General features: G+C 61.6%; 25 protein-coding genes and 1 pseudogene. 19 read left to right on the top strand and 7 right to left on the bottom strand.

The annotated features are described in order from the left end of the window. Positions 1 to 21 precede the first annotated feature (21 nt). The 8 genes from rplB to glmS all read left to right on the top strand — a co-directional run bounded on the left by rplB (position 22) and on the right by glmS (position 5,175). A complete protein-coding gene (gene rplB / locus HMPREF3048_RS02235; RefSeq protein WP_070422715.1) occupies positions 22 to 855 on the top strand; it encodes a 50S ribosomal protein L2 in 834 nt (277 codons plus the stop codon). Between the two features lie 16 nt (positions 856 to 871). Further along, positions 872 to 1,147, top strand: a complete 276-nt coding sequence (rpsS, locus tag HMPREF3048_RS02230) for a 30S ribosomal protein S19 (protein ID WP_018017481.1) — start codon at positions 872 to 874, stop codon at positions 1,145 to 1,147. A gap of 3 nt (positions 1,148 to 1,150) precedes the next feature. After that, entirely contained in the window at positions 1,151 to 1,510 is a 360-nt protein-coding gene (gene rplV / locus HMPREF3048_RS02225) for a 50S ribosomal protein L22 (protein WP_070422716.1), read from the top strand. Continuing rightward, on the top strand, positions 1,510 to 2,253 hold the full coding sequence (gene rpsC / locus HMPREF3048_RS02220; RefSeq protein ID WP_070422717.1) for a 30S ribosomal protein S3: 744 nt from the start codon (positions 1,510 to 1,512) through the stop codon (positions 2,251 to 2,253). The genes rplV and rpsC overlap by 1 nt, the downstream gene beginning before the upstream one ends. 3 nt (positions 2,254 to 2,256) lie before the next feature. After that, complete coding sequence (gene rplP, locus HMPREF3048_RS02215) at positions 2,257 to 2,673, top strand: 50S ribosomal protein L16 (protein ID WP_070422718.1); 417 nt, start codon at positions 2,257 to 2,259, stop codon at positions 2,671 to 2,673. After that, positions 2,673 to 2,912, top strand: coding sequence for a 50S ribosomal protein L29 (rpmC, locus tag HMPREF3048_RS02210; protein ID WP_070422719.1), 240 nt, complete (start codon positions 2,673 to 2,675; stop codon positions 2,910 to 2,912). Before rplP ends, rpmC begins: the two co-directional genes overlap by 1 nt. A gap of 2 nt (positions 2,913 to 2,914) precedes the next feature. Beyond that, positions 2,915 to 3,199 carry a 30S ribosomal protein S17 gene (gene rpsQ / locus HMPREF3048_RS02205; RefSeq protein WP_070422720.1) on the top strand — a complete coding sequence of 95 codons (285 nt, stop codon included), beginning with the start codon at positions 2,915 to 2,917 and terminating at the stop codon, positions 3,197 to 3,199. A gap of 110 nt (positions 3,200 to 3,309) precedes the next feature. After that, on the top strand, positions 3,310 to 5,175 hold the full coding sequence (glmS, locus tag HMPREF3048_RS02200) for a glutamine--fructose-6-phosphate transaminase (isomerizing) (protein ID WP_070570620.1): 1,866 nt from the start codon (positions 3,310 to 3,312) through the stop codon (positions 5,173 to 5,175). Positions 5,176 to 5,178: 3 nt separating this feature from the next. On the opposite strand, the gene HMPREF3048_RS02195 is transcribed toward glmS, so the two are convergent. The 6 genes and pseudogenes from HMPREF3048_RS02195 to HMPREF3048_RS02170 all read right to left on the bottom strand — a co-directional run bounded on the left by HMPREF3048_RS02195 (position 5,179) and on the right by HMPREF3048_RS02170 (position 11,214). Beyond that, entirely contained in the window at positions 5,179 to 5,868 is a 690-nt protein-coding gene (locus HMPREF3048_RS02195; RefSeq protein ID WP_070771077.1) for a Fic/DOC family protein, read from the bottom strand. A gap of 5 nt (positions 5,869 to 5,873) precedes the next feature. Continuing rightward, entirely contained in the window at positions 5,874 to 6,095 is a 222-nt protein-coding gene (locus tag HMPREF3048_RS02190) for an antitoxin VbhA family protein (RefSeq protein ID WP_070771076.1), read from the bottom strand. A gap of 5 nt (positions 6,096 to 6,100) precedes the next feature. Further along, positions 6,101 to 6,925 (bottom strand): annotated as a pseudogene (thiD, locus tag HMPREF3048_RS02185) (bifunctional hydroxymethylpyrimidine kinase/phosphomethylpyrimidine kinase); the annotation flags it as partial. 21 nt (positions 6,926 to 6,946) lie between these two features. Beyond that, a complete protein-coding gene (locus tag HMPREF3048_RS02180; protein ID WP_210398410.1) occupies positions 6,947 to 8,545 on the bottom strand; it encodes a GTPase in 1,599 nt (532 codons plus the stop codon). Further along, positions 8,532 to 10,379 carry a GTPase gene (locus HMPREF3048_RS02175; RefSeq protein WP_070771075.1) on the bottom strand — a complete coding sequence of 616 codons (1,848 nt, stop codon included), beginning with the start codon at positions 10,377 to 10,379 and terminating at the stop codon, positions 8,532 to 8,534. The genes HMPREF3048_RS02180 and HMPREF3048_RS02175 overlap by 14 nt, the downstream gene beginning before the upstream one ends. A 43-nt stretch (positions 10,380 to 10,422) precedes the next feature. Next, entirely contained in the window at positions 10,423 to 11,214 is a 792-nt protein-coding gene (locus HMPREF3048_RS02170) for a formate/nitrite transporter family protein (protein ID WP_070422867.1), read from the bottom strand. A 197-nt stretch (positions 11,215 to 11,411) separates the two neighbouring features. On the opposite strand from HMPREF3048_RS02170, the gene HMPREF3048_RS02165 reads away from it, so the two are divergent. The 6 genes from HMPREF3048_RS02165 to HMPREF3048_RS02140 all read left to right on the top strand — a co-directional run bounded on the left by HMPREF3048_RS02165 (position 11,412) and on the right by HMPREF3048_RS02140 (position 15,224). Continuing rightward, positions 11,412 to 11,639, top strand: a complete 228-nt coding sequence (locus HMPREF3048_RS02165; protein WP_070482515.1) for a hypothetical protein — start codon at positions 11,412 to 11,414, stop codon at positions 11,637 to 11,639. Positions 11,640 to 11,678: 39 nt separating this feature from the next. Further along, positions 11,679 to 11,933, top strand: a complete 255-nt coding sequence (locus HMPREF3048_RS02160; RefSeq protein WP_070482513.1) for a hypothetical protein — start codon at positions 11,679 to 11,681, stop codon at positions 11,931 to 11,933. A 326-nt stretch (positions 11,934 to 12,259) separates the two neighbouring features. Then, a complete protein-coding gene (gene rplN, locus HMPREF3048_RS02155; protein WP_070422727.1) occupies positions 12,260 to 12,628 on the top strand; it encodes a 50S ribosomal protein L14 in 369 nt (122 codons plus the stop codon). A gap of 2 nt (positions 12,629 to 12,630) precedes the next feature. Then, positions 12,631 to 12,945 carry a 50S ribosomal protein L24 gene (gene rplX, locus HMPREF3048_RS02150; protein WP_070422728.1) on the top strand — a complete coding sequence of 105 codons (315 nt, stop codon included), beginning with the start codon at positions 12,631 to 12,633 and terminating at the stop codon, positions 12,943 to 12,945. Further along, positions 12,945 to 13,532, top strand: coding sequence for a 50S ribosomal protein L5 (rplE, locus tag HMPREF3048_RS02145; RefSeq protein ID WP_070422729.1), 588 nt, complete (start codon positions 12,945 to 12,947; stop codon positions 13,530 to 13,532). Before rplX ends, rplE begins: the two co-directional genes overlap by 1 nt. A 168-nt stretch (positions 13,533 to 13,700) precedes the next feature. Beyond that, on the top strand, positions 13,701 to 15,224 hold the full coding sequence (locus HMPREF3048_RS02140) for an L-lactate MFS transporter (protein WP_070771074.1): 1,524 nt from the start codon (positions 13,701 to 13,703) through the stop codon (positions 15,222 to 15,224). On the opposite strand, the gene HMPREF3048_RS02135 is transcribed toward HMPREF3048_RS02140, so the two are convergent. Further along, positions 15,221 to 15,979, bottom strand: a complete 759-nt coding sequence (locus HMPREF3048_RS02135) for a formate dehydrogenase accessory sulfurtransferase FdhD (RefSeq protein WP_070771073.1) — start codon at positions 15,977 to 15,979, stop codon at positions 15,221 to 15,223. The genes HMPREF3048_RS02140 and HMPREF3048_RS02135 overlap by 4 nt on opposite strands. 192 nt (positions 15,980 to 16,171) lie before the next feature. On the opposite strand from HMPREF3048_RS02135, the gene HMPREF3048_RS02130 reads away from it, so the two are divergent. The 5 genes from HMPREF3048_RS02130 (at position 16,172) to rpsE (ending at position 19,246) form a co-directional block, all read left to right on the top strand. After that, positions 16,172 to 16,888 (top strand): DUF2786 domain-containing protein, encoded by a 717-nt coding sequence (locus tag HMPREF3048_RS02130; protein WP_101732443.1) that lies wholly within the window; start codon positions 16,172 to 16,174, stop codon positions 16,886 to 16,888. Positions 16,889 to 17,212: 324 nt separating this feature from the next. Further along, the gene (gene rpsH / locus HMPREF3048_RS02125) at positions 17,213 to 17,611 is read left to right on the top strand and encodes a 30S ribosomal protein S8 (RefSeq protein WP_070422733.1); all 399 of its coding nucleotides are present in this window, start codon (positions 17,213 to 17,215) and stop codon (positions 17,609 to 17,611) included. An 18-nt stretch (positions 17,612 to 17,629) separates the two neighbouring features. After that, a complete protein-coding gene (gene rplF, locus HMPREF3048_RS02120) occupies positions 17,630 to 18,166 on the top strand; it encodes a 50S ribosomal protein L6 (protein ID WP_070422734.1) in 537 nt (178 codons plus the stop codon). Positions 18,167 to 18,168: 2 nt separating this feature from the next. Continuing rightward, on the top strand, positions 18,169 to 18,573 hold the full coding sequence (gene rplR / locus HMPREF3048_RS02115) for a 50S ribosomal protein L18 (protein ID WP_070422735.1): 405 nt from the start codon (positions 18,169 to 18,171) through the stop codon (positions 18,571 to 18,573). A gap of 40 nt (positions 18,574 to 18,613) precedes the next feature. After that, positions 18,614 to 19,246, top strand: coding sequence for a 30S ribosomal protein S5 (gene rpsE / locus HMPREF3048_RS02110; protein ID WP_070422736.1), 633 nt, complete (start codon positions 18,614 to 18,616; stop codon positions 19,244 to 19,246). Positions 19,247 to 19,251 lie beyond the last annotated feature (5 nt).

Raw genomic sequence — 19,251 nt, 5'->3', positions numbered from 1 at the left:
GACGATAGAAAAGGAACCACTATGGCTATTCGTAAGTACAAGCCGACAACTCCGGGTCGCCGTGCCAGCTCCGTGTCCGCGTTCGACGAGATCACTCGCTCGACCCCGGAAAAGACGCTGCTGCGCCCGCTCCCGAAGAAGGGTGGCCGTAACACCCACGGCCACATCACCACTCGTCACCGCGGCGGCGGCCACAAGCGTCGCTACCGTGTGATCGACTTCCGCCGCTCCGACAAGGACGGCGTGCTGGCAAAGGTTGCTCACATCGAGTACGACCCGAACCGCACCGCGAACATCGCACTGCTGCACTACTACGACGGTGAGAAGCGCTACATCATCGCCCCGAAGGGCCTGAAGCAGGGCACCATCGTCGAGGCTGGCCCGAACGCGGACATCAAGGTTGGAAACAACCTGCCGCTGCGCAACATCCCGACCGGTACGACCATCCACGCTGTGGAGCTCAAGCCGGGCGCAGGCGCAAAGCTGGCTCGTTCCGCTGGCGCGTCCATCCAGCTGCTGGGTAAGGAAGGCAACTACGCAGTTTTGCGTATGCCGTCTTCCGAAATCCGCCGCGTGGACATCCGCTGCCGTGCAACTGTTGGTGAGGTCGGCAACGCTGACCAGATCAACATCCGTTGGGGCAAGGCTGGTCGTATGCGCTGGAAGGGCTGGCGCCCGACCGTGCGTGGTGTGGTTATGAACCCGGTCGACCACCCGCACGGTGGTGGCGAGGGCAAGACCTCCGGTGGTCGTCACCCGGTCTCGCCGTGGGGCCAGAAGGAAGGCCGCACCCGCAACCCGAACCGCTATTCCAACAACATGATCGTGCGACGTCGTCGCTCGAAGAAGCGCTAAGAGGAGGTAAACAGACATGCCACGTAGCCTTAAGAAGGGCCCGTTCGTCGACGAGCACCTCCTCAACAAGGTGGATGCTCAGAACGAGGCAGGCACCAAGCAGGTCATCAAGACCTGGTCGCGCCGTTCGACCATTCTCCCCGATTTCATCGGTCACACTTTCGCCGTCCACGACGGTCGTAAGCACGTGCCGGTGTTCGTGGACGAGTCCATGGTTGGCCACAAGCTCGGCGAGTTTGCACCGACCAAGACCTTTAAGGGTCACGTCAAGGAACAGAAGGGACGTCGATAAGCAATGGCTGACACCATCACCACTGCATCCGCGACTGCCAAGTTCGTTCGCGTCTCTCCGATGAAGGCACGCCGCGTGCTTGCTCTCATCCGCAACAAGTCGGTTGCTGAGGCACTCGCCATCCTGAAGTACGCCCCGCAGGGTGCGTCCAAGGACGTTGCAAAGGTTGTTGCTTCCGCAGCAGCCAACGCGGAGAACAACTTCGGCCTGGATCCGCGCACGCTCGTCATTGCCGAGTGCTACGCAAACGAGGGCCCGACCATGCGTCGTTTCCAGCCGCGTGCACAGGGTCGCGCATTCCAGATCCGGAAGCGCACCTCTCACATCACCGTTGTTGTCGAGTCCAAGGAAGGGGCCAAGTAATGGGCCAGAAGATTCACCCACACGGCCTGCGCCTGGGTATCACTTCCGACTGGAAGTCCCACTGGTACGCCGACAAGAACTACGCCGAGTACGTCGCTGAGGACATCAAGGTCCGCGAGTGGCTCGAGAAGAACCTCGAGCGCGCTGGCATCTCCGATGTTGTCATCGAGCGCACCCGCGACCGCGTCCGTGTGGACATCCACACCGCACGTCCGGGCATTGTCATCGGCCGTCGCGGCGCTGAGGCTGACCGTATTCGCCGTGAGCTGGAGAAGCTGACCGGCAAGATGGTTGCACTGAACATCCTCGAGGTGAAGAACGTCGATGCAGACGCCACCCTGGTTGCTCAGTCCATCGCCGAGCAGCTGGTCAACCGTGTCGCGTTCCGTCGCGCCATGCGTAAGGCCATCCAGTCCGCTATGCGTAACCCGCAGGTCAAGGGCATCAAGGTTATGACGTCCGGCCGTCTCGGCGGCGCGGAAATGTCCCGTGTCGAGCGCTACCACGAGGGTCGCGTTCCGCTGCACACGCTGCGCGCGGAGATCGACTACGGCACTGCAGAAGCACACACCACCTTCGGCGTCATTGGCGTCAAGGTGTGGATCTACAAGGGCGACGTCGTCGGTGGCGTCCGCGAGTCTGAGCTCAATGCACCGAGCAACGATCGTCGTGGACGTGGCGACCGTCGCCCGCGCCGCGGCGGCCAGCGTCGCCGGGCGGCAGAGCAGAAGAAGGAGGGCTAATTCATGCTCATCCCTAAGCGCGTGAAATACCGCCGCCAGCACCGCCCGACCCGTTCTGGCGTGTCCAAGGGTGGCAACCAGATCAACTTCGGCGACTACGGCCTGCAGGCCCTCGAGCCGGCGTACATCACGAACCGCCAGATCGAGTCTGCCCGTATTGCTATCAACCGCCACGTCAAGCGTGGTGGCAAGGTCTGGATCAACATCTTCCCGGATCGTCCGCTGACCCAGAAGCCGCTCGGCGTGCGTATGGGTTCCGGTAAGGGCCCGGTGGAGAAGTGGGTGGCCAACGTCAAGCCTGGCCGCATCCTGTTCGAAATGTCCTACCCCAACGAGGAAACTGCCATTGAGGCGCTGCGCCGTGCAGGCGCGAAGCTGCCGTGCAAGGTCCGCGTCATCAAGAAGGAGGACCAGTTCTAATGGCTAACGGTACCCCCGCATCTGAGTTCCGCGAGCTCAACGACGACGAGCTGAAGGGCCGCCTCAACGAGGCGAAGGAAGAGCTGTTCAACCTGCGCTTCCAGCTTGCAACCGGCCAGCTGACCAACAACCGCCGCATCTCCACCGTGAAGCGCGACATCGCTCGCATCTACACGGTGCTGCGCGAGCGTGAGCTTGGTCTGTCCGTCGTCCCGGAGTCCACGGGAGCTGAGGCATAACCATGAGTGAGGCAAACGTGACTGAGAACACCAAGGACAAGGCCGTGCAGAAGCGCCGCCGTGGCTACGTCGTGTCCGACAAGATGGACAAGACGATCGTCGTCGAGGTTGAGGACCGCAAGTCCCACGCCCTCTACGGCAAGATCGTGCGTACCACGAAGCGCGTCAAGGCTCACGACGAGAACAACACCGCTGGTGTTGGCGATCTCGTCCACATCGAGGAGACGCGTCCGCTGTCGAAGGACAAGCACTTCCGTCTCGTCGACATCATCGAGAAGGCTCGCTAAAAGCTAGTCGCTTCTCGACGACTCCACCGCCCCGGGTTGGCTACCAACCCGGGGCGGTTTTTGCGTTTTCAACTTTTTCTGCGCCCTTACACAAGGGTACGATTTCCCGCATGTGTGGAATCGTTGGATATGTAGGCGCAAACGCGACAACGCGTGACGCGAAAGACGTAATCATCGATGGTCTTCGCCGCCTCGAATACCGCGGGTACGACTCCGCAGGTGTTGCGGTGGTGAACGACCAGTCGATCGAATGCCGGAAGAAGGCCGGCAAGGTAGCGGATCTCGAAGCGGAGATTGCTAACAACCCCATCGCAGCATCGAACCTGGGCATCGGGCATACCCGGTGGGCGACCCACGGCGGTCCGACGGATGCGAATGCTCACCCGCATGTGGTGGGAGATGGCCGTATGGCAGTGGTGCACAACGGCATCATCGAGAACTTTTCGCATTTGAAGGCTGAGCTCGCAGAGAAGGGCTACACCTTCAAGTCTGAAACCGATACTGAGGTTGCTGGCACGCTGCTGCTGGATATCTACAACACGGAAGCGGACGGGGATCTGACCCGTGCGATGCAGTTGGCAGCGAACCGTCTGGAGGGCGCGTTCACCCTGCTCGCCATCCACCCGGACCATCCAGACCGCATTGTTGCGGCGCGTTGGAACTCCCCGCTGGTGATCGGTGTAGGCGAGGGCGAGAACTTCCTGAGCTCCGACGTCGCTGGCTTCATTGAGTTCACCCGTGACGCGGTGGAGATGGACAACGGCCAGATTGTGACGTTGACGGCTGATGGCTACGACGTGATTGACTTCGACGGCACCCCCGCCGAGGCGAAGCCGTTCAAGGTTGAGTGGGATGTCACCGCTGCGGAGAAGGGTGGCTACAACTCCTTCATGGAGAAGGAGATCCATGATCAGCCGGGTGCCGTCCGCGACACGCTTTACGGTCGCTTCGACGAAGATGGCAAGTTGATGTTGGACGAGTTGCGTATCGACGAATCCGTGCTGCGCTCCATCAACAAAATCATCATCGTCGCTTGCGGTACTGCGTCGTACGCGGGCCAGGTGGCGCGTTACGCCATCGAACACTGGTGCCGTATCCCGACGGAAGTGGAGCTCGCCCACGAGTTCCGCTACCGCGACCCGATTGTCAACGAGCAGACTCTCGTCGTTGCCGTTTCCCAGTCCGGAGAGACCATGGACACGCTGATGGCTGTCCGTCACGCACGTGAGCAGGGCGCGAAGGTCGTCGCTATCTGCAACACCGTGGGCTCCTCGATCCCGCGTGAGGCGGATGCGTCGCTGTACACCTACGCAGGCCCGGAGATCGCTGTGGCGTCGACGAAGGCGTTCATCTCCCAGATTGTCGCGGCGTACCTGCTGGCGCTGTACCTGGCGCAGGTGCGTGGCAACAAGTACGCCGATGAGATCCGTCAGATCATCGGCGAGCTGGAGCTGATGCCGGAGAAGATCCAGCGCGTGCTGGACAACGAAAACCAGGTCAAGCAGTTGGGCCAGGATATGGCGGATGCAAAGTCCGTGCTCTTCCTTGGCCGCCACGTCGGCTTCCCGGTCGCCCTCGAGGGCGCGCTGAAGCTCAAGGAGGTTGCTTATTTGCACTCCGAGGGCTTCGCTGCAGGCGAGTTGAAGCACGGCCCGATCGCGCTGGTCGAAGAAGGCCAGCCGGTGTTCGTCATCGTGCCGTCGAAGAAGTCGCGCCACAACCTGCACGCCAAGGTCGTCTCCAACATCCAAGAGGTGCGCGCCCGTGGTGCCGTGACCATCGTGATCGCGGAAGAGGGCGACACGGATGTGGAGCAGTTTGCCAACCACATCATCCGCATCCCGGAGTCTCCGGGTCTGCTGCAGCCGCTCTTGGCGACGATCCCGTTGCAGATCTTCGCCTGCGCCGTCGCAGAAGCACGTGGCCTGAACGTGGACCAGCCGCGTAATCTGGCCAAGTCTGTCACGGTGGAGTAGAAGTTACCGACCGCGCCAGGGCGCCCCGGGATTGGCGCTGCGGTACGCCATCATCTGGTGGAAGATCTCCGCAGCACCAGCCCGCTGCCCCTGTGTCGCGCTGAGCGTACCCGTGTTGTCAGGCAACGCATCAGGCGCGAATACTCCCGGGGTGAGGACCTCTGCCAGAAATGAGGGGTCAGCCGTCGCTGCGCCGACGTAGCGGGCGGCGTGGGCTTCTGCGGCGTCGATGCGTGTCCAGTCGACTGCCCAACCGGAAGCACGCAGCATTTGATCGAAGAAGAAGCGTTGGGTCCGCGAATTACCGTCCCGGAACGGGTGCACGATTGTCAATTCGCTCCAATGGTCCGCGACGGTGTTTACCGCAGCAGACTTGTCATCGCAGGAGACCGGCAGTTTCGCGATCCGACCCATCACTCGGTCGAGTTCAGCCTCAACGTATCGCGCTCGACACATCGCCATGCCCATCGCACCGACTTCCTCGGTGCGGATCTGGCCCGCCCAGGGGTAAATGTCCTGCATGAGGTAGTGGTGTGTGGACTGTAGGGATTCACGTGTGAATTCGGTCAGCAGTGGGCCGTTTTCGAGCTCGCCGAGTCGTTGAAGCGCGAGGTTGCCAGCGATGCGGTCCAGCACAACCGGGTCTGTTAGCCCGAATAGGTTTTCCGGGGCCTCGTTGCTTCGTCGTGCCATGGCGTTTAGACAGCTCCGGTGATACGTTGCCGCAGTTCACGTGCACGAGGCGTGTTTCCCAGGCCTTCCCTTTCGAGCACCTGTAGCACGGCCTCGTCGGCCGAGATATCTCCTCGCAGCTGTCGTCGCAGAAGCGCCTCGTCCTCTGCGGACATGGGTTGGCCCGCCATGATCATCGAGGCATTCACGGCGGCGACCTTCTGATCTTCGTTGCGCGGGTCAGTCATGCAGGTGATTCTAGCGGTTCGGCGAGGCGGTAGAGCTGGTGGAAGTGGTGCACCGGCCCGTGACCCTGGCCCACCTCGAGGTCGTCGGCGTGGGCGATGGCTTCGTGGAGCCAGGCGGAAGCCCACTCGACGGCGGCGGGGGCGTCGTCGAGAACAAGCCGGGTTGCAAGGGCTGCGGAGAGGGAACAGCCGGTGCCGTGGGTGTTTTTTGTGCGCACGCGGGGTACGTCCGCGATGTGGGTGTCGCCGTCGGGGGTGATCAGCGCGTTGGAGGCGTGGTCGCCGGTGAGGTGCCCGCCTTTGACCAGGACGGACACGTTCGCATCTGCTGCGTATCGACGACCCTGGGAAACCGCTTCGTCGAATGTGGTGGCGGGGGTGTCGTCGCAAAGCACTGCGAGCTCGGGGATGTTCGGGGTGACCACGGTGGCGTGCTCACGAACGAGGGTGCGCAGGGCGTCTTCGGCATCCTCGGTGAGGAGGCGATCGCCGGAGGTGGCGACCATGACGGGATCGACAACAACGACGGGGACGGAGTGCTGGGCGAGGAATTCGGAGACGGTGCGGGTGGTGACGGTGTCGCCAAGCATGCCGATCTTCACGGCGTCGACTGTGACGTCGTCGAACACGGAATCCAACTGCGCGCGCAAGAACGACTGGGGTGGGGTGTGGATCTCGCGCACACCTTGTGTGTTCTGGGCGACCAGCGCGGTGACCACGCACATGCCGTAGCCACCTGCGGCGGCGATGGACTTCAGATCAGCTTGAATGCCGGCACCGCCTGTGGGGTCGGTGCCGGCAATGGAGAGAACTCTTGGGATGCGTGCCATAGGCACTGACGCTACCCGGAACTACCCAGCGGCGAGGGCGATGCGCTCGGCAAAACGGGAATAGTCCTCGCGGATGGCCAACAGCGGCTGGGACACAGCAGTTTCGGAGGCTGCGGCCACCTCTTTTTGGATGGCGTTGCGGGTGCGTCGCTTCACCCCAGAGCCCAGCACGCCGCCGAAGGCCGCGGATATCAATCCGATGATTACACCGGTGAGTAAGCCAGCCATGATCAGCAGGGTAGGAATCGGCCAGCCTTCTACATCCGGTACCAGATCGGTGCCGAGCAGCGGTGTGAGCACGCCCGGCACGAAGGCGACCAGCAGGTACCACAGCACGCCGATCAGGGCGGCGAGCAGCGCAAACCACTGGAAGATGGTCAGCACTGCCCAGCCCTTGGACGGCTCCGCGGGCAGTTTCGCACGGGCCACAGCGCGGTCCAGTTCGGCGGGAAGGCCGGTGGAGATCTCCTCGGACCGGTCCGCCACGGCCGCAGCCCACTCGTGTGGCAGCCCTTCGCCAACGGCGGTGGCGTAATCGCGAAGACCCGAGTTGGCTACGGCTTTGGAGGCGGCGTCGAGTTCCGGCATGGAGGTGCGGTGCACGCCCAGTTCGTCGGGATCCTCGCGCAGCCCTAAGCGACGAAGCGGGTCGGGTTTGAAGCGGGTGATCCAGGAGGTCAGCAGCCAGCCGGTGCGTTGGCGCAGGCGTTTGCGGTAGGCGGCAGCGGTGATGCCCGCGATGCGTTCTGCACCCGCGGCCTCGGTCAGTGCGGTGTCGAGGTCACGCTTGGCGTGCTTGTCCACACCACCGGCACCCTTCGTTCCAGCGTATGGGGCGGCAACGGAGGCGATGTCGGCCTCGATGCGGGCAGTCTGCGCATTGTGGGCCTTTGCCACGCGCGCGATCGCGCCGCGCAGGTCTTCGATACCAGCGCCGGTCAGGGTGGAGGTGGGGATGACATGGACGTTGGTCAGGCCGTCGTCGAGAAGCAGGCCCACGTAGGAGCCAGCTACGGTGTCCACGTCGCGCTCCGCCAAAAGGTCGGCTTTGTTCAGCACTGCCAGTGTGACCGCGGAGTGGTTCGCGTGCGGGCGGATGAACTGGTCATGGATGACACTGTCGGCGTACTTCTCGGGGTCGGACACCCACACGAGCACGTCGACCTGGCCGGCGAGGCGTTCGGCGATGACGCGGTTGGAGGCCTCTACCGAGTCGAAGTCGGGAAGATCCAGCAGGATCAGCGGGCCAGCATTTTTGGCAAACTCGCCTTGGCGCTCGCGGCGGTCTTCCACGCCGAGCCAGTCCAGGAGTTCCTCAGAGCCTTCCGGCTGCCAGATCGCGGCCAGGGGAGAGGACGTGGTTGGGCGGCGCGCCGCTGCCTTGCCCAGGTCCTCGCCGACAACGGCGTTGAACAGCGACGTCTTGCCGGAGCCGGTCGCGCCGAAAAAGCCCACGACGGTGTGCTCAGCGGACAGGGCGCGACGCTCGGCGCCAGCCTTGGCCACGCGTTCTAGGCGTTCGCGTTGCTCGCCGGACAGGTACGGTGCACCAATTTCGGCAGCGTCCTCGAGCGCGCTCAGCCGTTTGCTCAGCCCAATCTTTTTGCTAAACAGCGCCATTGTCGGACCCCTTTCGGAAGTTGCCGCGAAGCTGGTCAAACAGGCCACGCAGGGCGCTGTTGTTCAGGTCGTCGTTGGGGGTGTCGTCGATACGCGCGGGCACTTGCTTGTCGACGACCCCCAGCAGCTTCGCATCCACCGCCCGGCGAGCCTGCTGGGAGGCATCGCGGATCTGCTCGGCCGTTGCGCCTTCGAGCAACGGGTCGGTGAACACGTGGTAGCGGTCGCGCTCGGCAGCAAAGAGTTCGCCAAGGCGCTCGTTGAGGTCGTTGCGGGCCTGAGTGACCATGCGGCGCACCGTGTCTTCGCCGAAGATGGTCTCCAAAAGTTTCTGGCCAAGTACCGCAGAACCGCCCGCGATGGCCACCTCGCCGCCAGTCAAACCTGCGGTGGAGGCGAACACTGTAAGCATGAGTGCCACGGTGACCACGTTGAGCCCAAAGGACATGAGACGGGCGCGCTGACGCTTATCGCCAGCAGTGTCCTGGATGTGTCCGACGAGTTCTTGCTGCCAGTCTCGCACCAGTTTCGCCGCCTGTTCGGAAATGTCGGCGCTGGCGCGTGCGAGCGCCGGGTCGGCGTCGGTGCGCAGCTCAGGCGCGACCGCACCGGTATGCGCCCAGGCGCGCGATGCTGCGGATTCAGCAGCATCGACGATGACTGCGTGCAGACCGGACTCGATCTCGGTCTCCACCTCACGCAGGGGAGCGGGCTGACCGGTGAAGAAACTGCCCACCTTATCTATTGCGCTGCTGAACCAGCGCTCGAAGCCACGGAACACGTCAGAGGTACCGATGACGTCCTGCCAGCGGTCCATGACCTCGGAGCGCAGCAACTGTCCGTCGGAAGTCGCGTCGATGACCTGACGGTTGGCGGTGGTGTAAAACTCGTGGATCGATGCGTCGAGCTGGTTGGCAAACGCCTCCTGACGCTCACGGCGGCCGACCAAGGTATCCACTCGATCAAGCGCAGTCTGAACCGCGCCGGCCACAGTCTTGCCAGCCACGTCGCGCCGGGCGACGGTGTCCTCGGCGAGCGTGGTCAGGTAATCGCGCAGTGAAGCGACAAGGTCTTCGGCGAGAAACTCCCCGGACTCTCCAGACTTCTCCGCGCCAAGGTCCGCGACGAACGGCACAGTAAAGACTGTTGCGTCGTGCAAGCCAGCCTCATTCATCATGCGGCGCAGATCGTCCGGCACGGTTTCGGCAGCCTTTTCGTCCAGGCGGTTGAGGACCACCACAACCTCAATGCCGCGGCCAGCGGCGTCGTGGAGGAAGTTCCACACAAGTTGATCGGCGTAGCGCGCCGGGGTGGTGACGAACACCCACAGATCCGCAGCCGCAAGGAGCTGACTTGCCAGGGCGCGGTTTTTGTCGTCGATGGAGTCGAAATCGGGGGCGTCGAGAAGCGCAAGGCCCTCGGGCACGCTTTGCGTATCCACGACTCGAAGTGTCGTCGACTGCTCGTTGCCCTCACCGTGCGAACGAGTCAGGCCGGGGAGAACCTGTGGGGAGTTAAACCAATCAGCATCCGCGGGGTTTGCCACAAGCACAGGTTGCCGGGTGGTGGGGCGGATAACGCCTGGGTTGGAAACCCGCTCGCGCAGCAATGCATTGACAAGCGTGGACTTACCAGAGCCGGTGGAGCCGCCGATCACGGCGAGCAGCGGCGCGTCCAGGTTGGCGAGGCGGGGCAGGACATAGTCGTCGAGCTGGTTGACAATTGCGCGGGCCTCTGGGGCTGCATCAATAGGTAAGGCAGTGTCCGCGAGGGCTTCGCGAACACTGCGAACAGCTTCGAGGACGTCAGGTGTCTGGGTACTCACCCGTCTCATTTTGGCAGAGACGCCCAAGGTGAGGGGAGTTAGTCCTTGTTGGTTAGTCCTTGTAACCGGTCTTGGTCAGGTTCAGCCATCCGTAGAGGCCGCCCATGATGAACCCGCCGCCGACGAAGTTGCCCAGCCAGACGACCACCCAGTTGCGGATGACGTTCCAATTGGTGAAGCCTTCGATGGTTTCAGGGCCGAGCGTAAACCCGCCCAGGCTGGTGAGGATGAAGTTCGCGATGGAGTGCTCGTAGCTCATGGTGGCAAACGACGGGATGATCAGGATGACACCCCACAGCTTCGCGCTGAAGTCCTTGCCGGCCTGGGTGGCCAGCATGAAGGCGATGTTGACCACGACGTTTGCCAGGATCGCTTCAACGAACAGGGTGGAACTGGATTTTTGCAGCTTGGCGACGAGCAAATCGTGGAGGAATCCGTCCACCTCGACCATCTGGCCCATGGTGGTCCGGGAAATCAGCCATGAAATCGCCACTGCACCAATGAGGTTGAACACGGTGACAAAGAAGACGAGGAGGAACCCGCGGGTGATGGTGTTGAGCCTATGGATGGCGCCATAGGTCATGAACATCATGTCACCTGTGGCGAGTTCGCCTTGCAAGACGATGATGATGTACAGCGTTGACGCGAAGATGGCGCCGAAGGCGTATTTGCCCCAGCCGGGGGCGTAGCCGTCGAGTAGTTGTGCCGTGGATGCGGCGAATGCCGTCATGATGCCCAGGTACACGCCCGCGAGCACGGAGCGCGTGGCAAATCGGGCAGGTTCTGTCGAGAACAGATCGACCTTATTCTTGATTGCCTCGGGGGCAGCTTCGTAGAAACTCACGCCCTCCAATGTACAAGAGGTACTACCTTAAAAGGAAATGTGGTAATATCTATTCGGCGATTGGAAAGCTTTGGGAAATCGTGAAAGAAAATGAGAATTCTGCCAAAAACTGTAAAACGTCACGGTAATGTTCGGTGGGCAAGGTCGTTCAAGCTGCGGCCGATGCCTACCGTTCATTAAGAAAATTGGAGACTCACATGAAGCTTCGTCGTCTTGTTGCTGCGGCGGCCGTCGCAACCACCGTTGCTGTTGCTGCTCCGGCTGCTACCGCTCAGCCTGCTCCGGAACCGCTGAACCGTGTTCTGTACGAGATTTACAAGGTCGGTGGCTGGGAAGCCCAGAACATCATTCTGCTGCCGGCAGCGCTTTCTTCGCTGAACGTTGTCATCTCGATCATTCAGTCCATCGTCACTGCTGCTAAGTAAGCCGCGACACGTACACACCTCTCCTGAAAGGAAACGAACATGAAGTTCCGTCGTCTCGCCGCTGTTGCTCTTGCGGCATCTGTTGCAATCGGTGCTGGTGCTCCTGTCGCTGAGGCTGCTACCTACCCGGAGCCGCTCAACCAGGTCATCAATGAGATGCGCGCTCTCGGTGGCCCGCTGGCCCCGAACCTGCTGCTGGTTCCAGCTGCCCTGTCTTCCGTGGGCTGGATCATCACCATCCTGTCGCTCACTGGTGTGCTCGGCCTCGGCGCTGTTGCTGCCAGCGTCGCTTAACATTGCGCTAACGCTGCGGCACACTCATCGTCTCACCCCTAAGTTTCGGGGTGGGGCGATTTTTGTTTCTTCAGGCGACACGATTTAGCGGCAATTTGGGGGATCGGCGCTGCTCATGGTTAAATACTCCAGTTGTCTACTGCTGGTCGGGCGTGACACGCGTTTCCGAGTGGAGCGTCCGAGACCCTTCGACCAGACTGCGCTCTCCTCGTGTGCGAGGGACGAGCGCACGAGGTTCGTCGATAAGCAATAGGCCGCAAGAACATTGACCACGTGCGTTCAGGACGGAAATCTGGCGCACATTGACCCAGGTCAGGAGACCAACTGTGATTCAGAAGGAATCGCGTCTGAAGGTCGCCGACAACACGGGTGCACGCGAACTGCTGTGCATCCGCGTTCTCGGCGGTTCCGTTCGACGCTTCGCCGGCATCGGCGACACGATCGTCGCCACCGTGAAGGAAGCTGCTCCGGGCGGCAACGTCAAGGAAGGCGAGGTTGTTAAGGCTGTCATCGTCCGTGCGAAGAAGGAGACCCGTCGTCCGGACGGCTCCTACATCTCGTTCGACGAGAACGCTGCTGTCGTCATCAAGAACGACACCGAGCCGCGCGGTACCCGCATCTTCGGCCCGGTTGCTCGTGAGCTCCGCGACAAGCGCTTCATGAAGATTGTGTCTCTCGCACCGGAGGTGATCTAAGTATGAAGATCAAGAAGGGCGATATGGTGCAGGTCATCGCCGGCAAGGATAAGGGTGCTCAGGGTCGCGTCATTGAGGCGTACCCGCAGCGCGACAAGGTCCTCGTCGAGGGTGTTAACCGCATCAAGAAGCACGTCGCAAACTCCTACAACGAGCGCGGCGCCGAGTCCGGCGGCATCGTCAGCCAGGAAGCTCCGATCCACGTGTCCAACGTGATGATCCTGGACTCCGACGGCAAGCCGACCCGCGTGGGCTACCGCTTCGACGAGAACGGCAAGAAGGTCCGCGTGGCTAAGTCGAACGGGAAGGACATCTAATGGCTGAGAACATTCAGAACTACACCCCGCGCCTGAAGTCCCGCTACCAGGACGAGATCCGCACCAAGCTGAACGAGCAGTTCAACTACGACAACGTCATGCAGATCCCGGGCCTGACCAAGATTGTTGTGAACATGGGTGTGGGCGACGCTGCCCGCGACTCCAAGGTGATCAACGGCGCACTCGAGGACCTCACCGCGATCACCGGCCAGAAGCCGCAGCTGCGTCGCGCGAAGAAGTCCATCGCTAACTTCAAGCTCCGTGAGGGCATGCCGATCGGCGCAAAGGTCACCCTGCGCGGCGACCGTATGTGGGAGTTCCTCGACCGTATGCTGACGGTTGCTCTCCCGCGTATTCGCGACTTCCGTGGCCTGAACGACAAGCAGTTCGACGGCAACGGTAACTACACCTTCGGCCTGTCCGAGCAGACCATGTTCTACGAAATCGACATCGACAAGATCGATCGCGTTCGCGGCATGGACATCACGCTCGTGACCACCGCTGGTAGCGACGACGAGGGTCGCGCACTGCTGACGCACCTCGGCTTCCCGTTCGCTGACAAGGACGGCAAGATGAAGCGCGCATAAGCGTTCGCTTGACGACGACACCCCTGCACCCGGTTTCTATACCGCGGTCGCAGGGGTTTTGTCGTATTGGAAAAGCATGAAAGAAAGCTTGCGTGAAGCTGGCTATAGGTGGTTATGATGTCCGCTGTATTAAATACATTGTTTGGCATCCATAATAGGGGAACCCCCATGAGTTACTTCTCCCGAAGCGCAATTATCGCGCCTAAGGAATTCAATCGCTGGCTAATTGTCCCTGCGGCACTCGCCATCCACCTCTCTATCGGCCAGGTCTACGGGTTCTCCGTGTTCAAGAAGCCAATGATGGAGCACTTCGGTGTCGGCGAAGTTGCTGTGGGCTGGATCTTCTCGTTGGCAATCGGCATGCTCGGCATCTCGTCCGCGCTGTTCGGTTCCTGGGTCGAGCGAGTCGGCCCACGCGCGTCCATGGCAGTTTCCGGCGTGCTGTGGGTGACAGGCTTCCTCGTTGCCACCCTGGGTGTCACCACCGGAAACTTGTGGCTGGTGTACTTCGGCTACGGCTTTATCGGCGGCATCGGTTTGGGCATCGGATACATCTCGCCGGTGTCCACGCTGATGAAGTGGTTCCCGGATCGCCCCGGTCTGGCTACGGGCCTTGCGATCATGGGCTTCGGCGGCGGCGCACTGATTGCCTCGCCGGCGTCGAACCGCCTCATGGAGTTCTACGGCGGCGGTGCGGACATCGCCAACCGCGCCGCGGGCATCCAACCCACCTTTGTCACCCTTGGCGTCGTGTATCTCGTCGTCATCGCTATGGGCGCGTACTGCATCCGCATGCCGCACCCGGATTGGACCCCGTCGGGCGAAGCGAAGCAGGGGCGCAAACCTTCCAAGGTTGCCATCGTCGGTGCAAATGTTAGCGCCAACAACGCCATTCGAACCCCGCAGTTCTGGTGCCTGTGGGTGATCCTGTTCTGCAACATCACCGCGGGTATCGGCGTGCTGGAGAATGCGGCACCGATGATTCAGGACTACTTCCCGGCACTGACCGCGGCGGCCGCCGCAGGCTTTGTTGGCTTGCTGTCGCTGGCGAACATGGCTGGCCGTTTCGTCTGGTCGTCGGTTTCTGACGTCATTGGCCGCAAGAACATCTACATGGTGTACCTGGGTATCGGGTTGGCTTTCTACTTCATCTTCGCCAGGTTCGGCCACGCCAACATCGCGCTGTTTGTGATCTGCGCACTGGTGTTGCTGTCCTTCTACGGGGGTGGCTTTGCCAGTATCCCGGCCTACCTGCGCGACCTATTCGGTGTCTACCAGGTCGGCGCTATCCACGGCCGCCTGCTTACCGCATGGTCGGCAGCAGGTGTAGCTGGCCCGCTGATCATCAACATGGTCGTGGAGCGCCAGGCCGCCAACGGCGGCGAAGGCCCGGACCTTTACCGCCTGTCGCTATACGTCATGTGCTGCCTGCTTGCAGTTGGCCTGATCGCCAACATCCTTGTATGCCCGGTGGCGTCGAAGTGGTTCGAAGACCAAGACACCGTTCAGGCGAAGATCGAGGCAGATCGCGCCTCCGCGCTTGAGGGCGCTGGTGCCGGTCAGGCACGTGGGGCTTCCGCGGGCCAGATCCACAAGATTGTCGCAATCATTCTGGCGGCAATCATCGCTGGACTGCTTATCTACGGTCTGTGGGCCACTGCCGCGAAGGCTGCTGGCATGTTCATTGGCTAAGCGCCCGAGTACACGCTGAAGCGCTCGTCGGTAATTGCGCCGACGAGCGCTGTATTTGTTTCGCGGGCCAATTCCACCGCCATCGACGTGACGTCGCGTGTGGTGGCGACAATGCCGAAGCCGGCCGCTGCTGCAGCACGCATCATTTCAAACGTCACGCGCGTATCCACTGCGAGGGTGAGGTTGTGGGCGGGCAGGGTGTCGTCGAGAAGCAAACGCCCAGCGATCTTCTGTACCGCGTTGACAGCGTCGATGTCTTGACGCGCGGTCTCGCCAGCGAGCGCGGTGGGTAGGTCGCGACGACGCGCCTGGTTGAGACGTTCTGGGAAGGCGAAGATCGCATCCTGATCAATAGGGGCGAACTCGCTGCGCACGTTCAGGCGGACCGCCAACTCCCGTACGCGCTGCTCGGCAGAAATACCACAGGACTGGGATGGGATTGGGTCGATGAACTGCGGTGCAGCAGGGTAGGAAAGCTCGATATCGAGCAGGTTGTAGGTGTTTTCGCCGCCGATGGCACCTTCGCAATAGCGAGCGGTAATGACGTCTTTAGGGGTGGTAATGAGGCCCTGCGTCAGGAGCACACCGTGGGCGAGTTCGATGTCGTGGCCCGGGGTGCGAAACAACTGAGCGACCTCTCGGCCACCGGCGCGCACCTCGAGTGGTTCTTCCACTTCCACTTGGCCCGCGCGCGTGTCGCGGGTGCCGCTAGCGGAAATCTTTGTGACGGCGAAACTGCGCTTGGTCCTGCTCATTGCAACGATGCTAGCGCTTAGGGTGCAAGCGGGACGGAGGGGTGTCGTCGCAGCGCTACAACCTGCGCAAAGAGAAGTTATCCACAGGGCGGAAATTGCAAATTCCACAAGCTGAAACGGACATGTCGTGCGAGTTCGTTATAACTACAGGCACACATCCAAACAGCAATGGGGAAGGGGTGGGTGCGTCAGATGCGTACCGAGGAAAAGATCAAACAACGAGTACAAAAACTACTCAATCAAGCCAACGACAGGGAAGGGACACCGGAGGGTGACGCGTTCTATGCCCGAGCATTCGAGCTGATGGCACAGTACGGCTACGACGAGCGCGATCTTGCAAGTCCCGATGCTGGCGACAACGTAGGCCACCGCGCCTACACGTTCCGTGGCGCCTACACCGATATGCAGGCAACGCTGCTGCACTCCATCGCGAGGTCGTTGCACTGTACGGGGTTTACGCAGCGGGTGTATAACTCCACGCGCGTCAAGGACGCAGACCTTTTTGGTTTACAGCGGCACCTCGACCGGGTGGACATGCTCTACGCGCTGTTGTTGCCGGTGATGCTTGCAGAATCACAAAAGATCCGCGCCACAAACTTCGGTGAATCGGTGGTCGTGATGCGTCGGTCGTTTATGCAGGGGTTCGCGACAAGCATCGGCAAACGTCTGATGAAAGCAGAAGAGGGCGCAGCACGTGTGGATAGCGAATATGCGCTTGTGCTTGTCGACGACGCCGCAAAGGCCGAGCAAGCCCGCTCCAAATTTGCCGAAGAGCAGGGCTTTGTGCTCTCCGCGCACCAAACCAACCGCTCGTTCGACCCAGGTGCGTACCTCAGCGGACACGCCGCGGGAGAGAATTCAGACCTCGGCCAAACACGGGTGAAGTCCAGGGCGGCGCTGCCGTTCTGATGAATTCGGTGTCGGGAGATGCTGTCGGGGGCTAGGTGTCGTCGTTAAGCAATTTGGTTCTGAGTGAACAAGCAGGTAACTTGGTCGATCGGACTTGTGCGCCGAGATTTCGGCGTGCCAAGCCGAGAGAAACATTTGAACATCCAACTTTGTTGCAGGCCCCTCGCCAAGATGCGGACCGCGTGCAAGGGAGGCGGCGAGCGGCCCACGCTACTGAGTGTGGGCAGCGTTGAGTAGCCCCCGATAGACCATGCGGAAAACGCGACCTTGAAAAGGGTCAGGTGGGTTTAGGGAACCGCAACGAGAAAGGAAACGGTCACCACAATGACCATGACAGATCCGATTGCGGACATGCTGTCGCGCGTGCGCAACGCAACAACTGCGCAGCACGACACCGTGTCTATGCCGTCCTCCAAGCTCAAGGCAGCTATTGCTGAGATCTTGAAGCAGGAAGGCTACATCGAAGATTACAAAGTTGAGGACGAGAAGGTTGGCAAATCGCTGACGCTCAACCTCAAGTACGGCCCGACCCGCGAGGCTTCCATCGCTGGTCTGCGCCGCGTGTCCAAGCCGGGCCTGCGCGTGTACGCCAAGTCCAACGACCTGCCTCAGGTGCTCGGTGGCCTGGGCGTGGCAATCATCTCCACGTCCCACGGCCTGCTGACCGACCGCCAGGCTCAAGAGAAGGGTGTAGGCGGGGAAGTCCTCGCTTACGTCTGGTAAGGGGAGGTTGAAAAGACTATGTCGCGTGTAGGTAATGCACCCATCGCAATCCCGAACAACGTCGAGGTGAAGATCGACGGCCAGCGTGTTGAGGTCAAGGGCCCGAAGGCCACCATGGACCTCGAGATGCCGGAGCCGATCACCGCTTCCGTCGAAGACAACGAAGTCGTGGTGTCCCGTCCGGACGATCACCGTGACAGCCGTTCGCTGCACGGCCTGACCCGCTCGCTGATCAACAACCTGATCATCGGCGTGACTGAGGGCTACAAGATCAACATGGAGATCTTCGGCGTCGGTTACCGCGTGCAGCAGAAGGGCAAGGACCTTGAGTTCTCCCTCGGCTACTCGCACCCGATCCTGATTGAGGCGCCGGAAGGCGTCACGTTCTCCGTCGATGGCAACACCAAGTTCGCCATCGAAGGCACTGACAAGCAGCAGGTTGGCCAGATTGCGGCAAACATCCGCCGTCTGCGTAAGGATGACCCGTACAAGGGTAAGGGCATCCGCTACGCCGGCGAGCAGGTCCGCCGCAAGGTCGGAAAGACGGGTAAGTAATCATGAGCAATACTGCAGAGAACACCAAGCGCACCCCGGTGGGCAAGGACATCTCGTCCCGCCGCCGCGAGGCCCGCGCACGTCGCCACTACCGCATCCGCAAGACCCTGCGTGGCACCCCGGAGACCCCGCGTCTCGTTGTGCACCGCTCGTCTCGCCACATCCACGTCCAGGTCATCGACGACCTCGCAGGCCACACCCTGGTTTCTGCGTCGTCCATCGAGGCAGACGTGCGCAACCTGGAGGGCGACAAGAAGGAGAAGGCCGCAAAGGTTGGCCAGCTCGTCGCTGAGCGTGCCAAGGCAGCAGGCATCGAGCAGATCGTCTTCGACCGTGGTGGCTACAAGTACCACGGCCGCGTTGCGGCCCTGGCTGAAGCTGCTCGTGAAGGTGGTCTGAAGTTCTAATGATCACGGCAAACATCACCATCAACGGAAGGATCGCGTAATGGCCGAACGTGAACGGCGTGACGGCGGGCGCTCCGCCGACAACCAGAACAACAACGACCGCGGTAACCGCGGCGGCCGTGGCCGTCGCGACGACCGTCGCAACCAGAACGACGAGCGCGATAAGTACATCGAGCGCGTCATCACCATCAACCGTGTTGCCAAAACCGTTAAGGGTGGCCGCAACATGTCCTTCACCGCTCTCGTCGTCGTCGGCGACGGTGAAGGCATGGTCGGCGTTGGCTACGGCAAGGCGAAGGAAGTTCCCGCCGCAATTCAGAAGGGTGCAGAAGAGGCTCGCAAGAACTTCTTCCGCGTCCCGATGATCGGTGGCACCATTCCTCACCCGGTTCAGGCCGAAGAAGCCGCCGGTATCGTCATGCTCCGCCCGGCTGCTCCGGGTACCGGTGTGATCGCCGGTGGCGCAGTCCGTCCGGTGCTCGAGGCCGCTGGTGTCCAGGACATCCTGGCTAAGTCCCTCGGTTCCGACAACGCCCTCAACGTGGTTCAGGCCACCGTTGCCGGCCTGAAGCAGCTCGTGCGTCCGGAAGAGGTCGCAGCGAAGCGCGGTAAGGCTGTCGAGGACGTTGCCCCGGCACGTATGCTGCGCGCTCGCGCAGGACAGGAGGCCTAAGAACA

Origin of the sequence: Corynebacterium sp. HMSC075D04, assembly GCF_001815635.1 — a bacterium.
Taxonomy (GTDB): Bacteria; Actinomycetota; Actinomycetes; order Mycobacteriales; family Mycobacteriaceae; genus Corynebacterium; species Corynebacterium coyleae.
This window is presented reverse-complemented; position numbering and strand designations above follow the sequence as displayed.

What these genes read in the sequence shown, in the direction of transcription:
- rplB (WP_070422715.1), top strand. Translation starts at nt 22, where the DNA reads ATGGCTATTCGTAAGTACAAGCCGACAACTCCGGGTCGCCGTGCCAGC.
- rpsS (WP_018017481.1), top strand. Translation starts at nt 872, where the DNA reads ATGCCACGTAGCCTTAAGAAGGGCCCGTTCGTCGACGAGCACCTCCTC.
- rplV (WP_070422716.1), top strand. Translation starts at nt 1,151, where the DNA reads ATGGCTGACACCATCACCACTGCATCCGCGACTGCCAAGTTCGTTCGC.
- rpsC (WP_070422717.1), top strand. Translation starts at nt 1,510, where the DNA reads ATGGGCCAGAAGATTCACCCACACGGCCTGCGCCTGGGTATCACTTCC.
- rplP (WP_070422718.1), top strand. Translation starts at nt 2,257, where the DNA reads ATGCTCATCCCTAAGCGCGTGAAATACCGCCGCCAGCACCGCCCGACC.
- rpmC (WP_070422719.1), top strand. Translation starts at nt 2,673, where the DNA reads ATGGCTAACGGTACCCCCGCATCTGAGTTCCGCGAGCTCAACGACGAC.
- rpsQ (WP_070422720.1), top strand. Translation starts at nt 2,915, where the DNA reads ATGAGTGAGGCAAACGTGACTGAGAACACCAAGGACAAGGCCGTGCAG.
- glmS (WP_070570620.1), top strand. Translation starts at nt 3,310, where the DNA reads ATGTGTGGAATCGTTGGATATGTAGGCGCAAACGCGACAACGCGTGAC.
- HMPREF3048_RS02195 (WP_070771077.1), bottom strand. Translation starts at nt 5,868, where the DNA reads ATGGCACGACGAAGCAACGAGGCCCCGGAAAACCTATTCGGGCTAACA.
- HMPREF3048_RS02190 (WP_070771076.1), bottom strand. Translation starts at nt 6,095, where the DNA reads ATGACTGACCCGCGCAACGAAGATCAGAAGGTCGCCGCCGTGAATGCC.
- HMPREF3048_RS02180 (WP_210398410.1), bottom strand. Translation starts at nt 8,545, where the DNA reads ATGGCGCTGTTTAGCAAAAAGATTGGGCTGAGCAAACGGCTGAGCGCG.
- HMPREF3048_RS02175 (WP_070771075.1), bottom strand. Translation starts at nt 10,379, where the DNA reads ATGAGACGGGTGAGTACCCAGACACCTGACGTCCTCGAAGCTGTTCGC.
- HMPREF3048_RS02165 (WP_070482515.1), top strand. Translation starts at nt 11,412, where the DNA reads ATGAAGCTTCGTCGTCTTGTTGCTGCGGCGGCCGTCGCAACCACCGTT.
- HMPREF3048_RS02160 (WP_070482513.1), top strand. Translation starts at nt 11,679, where the DNA reads ATGAAGTTCCGTCGTCTCGCCGCTGTTGCTCTTGCGGCATCTGTTGCA.
- rplX (WP_070422728.1), top strand. Translation starts at nt 12,631, where the DNA reads ATGAAGATCAAGAAGGGCGATATGGTGCAGGTCATCGCCGGCAAGGAT.
- rplE (WP_070422729.1), top strand. Translation starts at nt 12,945, where the DNA reads ATGGCTGAGAACATTCAGAACTACACCCCGCGCCTGAAGTCCCGCTAC.
- HMPREF3048_RS02140 (WP_070771074.1), top strand. Translation starts at nt 13,701, where the DNA reads ATGAGTTACTTCTCCCGAAGCGCAATTATCGCGCCTAAGGAATTCAAT.
- HMPREF3048_RS02135 (WP_070771073.1), bottom strand. Translation starts at nt 15,979, where the DNA reads ATGAGCAGGACCAAGCGCAGTTTCGCCGTCACAAAGATTTCCGCTAGC.
- HMPREF3048_RS02130 (WP_101732443.1), top strand. Translation starts at nt 16,172, where the DNA reads ATGCGTACCGAGGAAAAGATCAAACAACGAGTACAAAAACTACTCAAT.
- rpsH (WP_070422733.1), top strand. Translation starts at nt 17,213, where the DNA reads ATGACCATGACAGATCCGATTGCGGACATGCTGTCGCGCGTGCGCAAC.
- rplF (WP_070422734.1), top strand. Translation starts at nt 17,630, where the DNA reads ATGTCGCGTGTAGGTAATGCACCCATCGCAATCCCGAACAACGTCGAG.
- rplR (WP_070422735.1), top strand. Translation starts at nt 18,169, where the DNA reads ATGAGCAATACTGCAGAGAACACCAAGCGCACCCCGGTGGGCAAGGAC.
- rpsE (WP_070422736.1), top strand. Translation starts at nt 18,614, where the DNA reads ATGGCCGAACGTGAACGGCGTGACGGCGGGCGCTCCGCCGACAACCAG.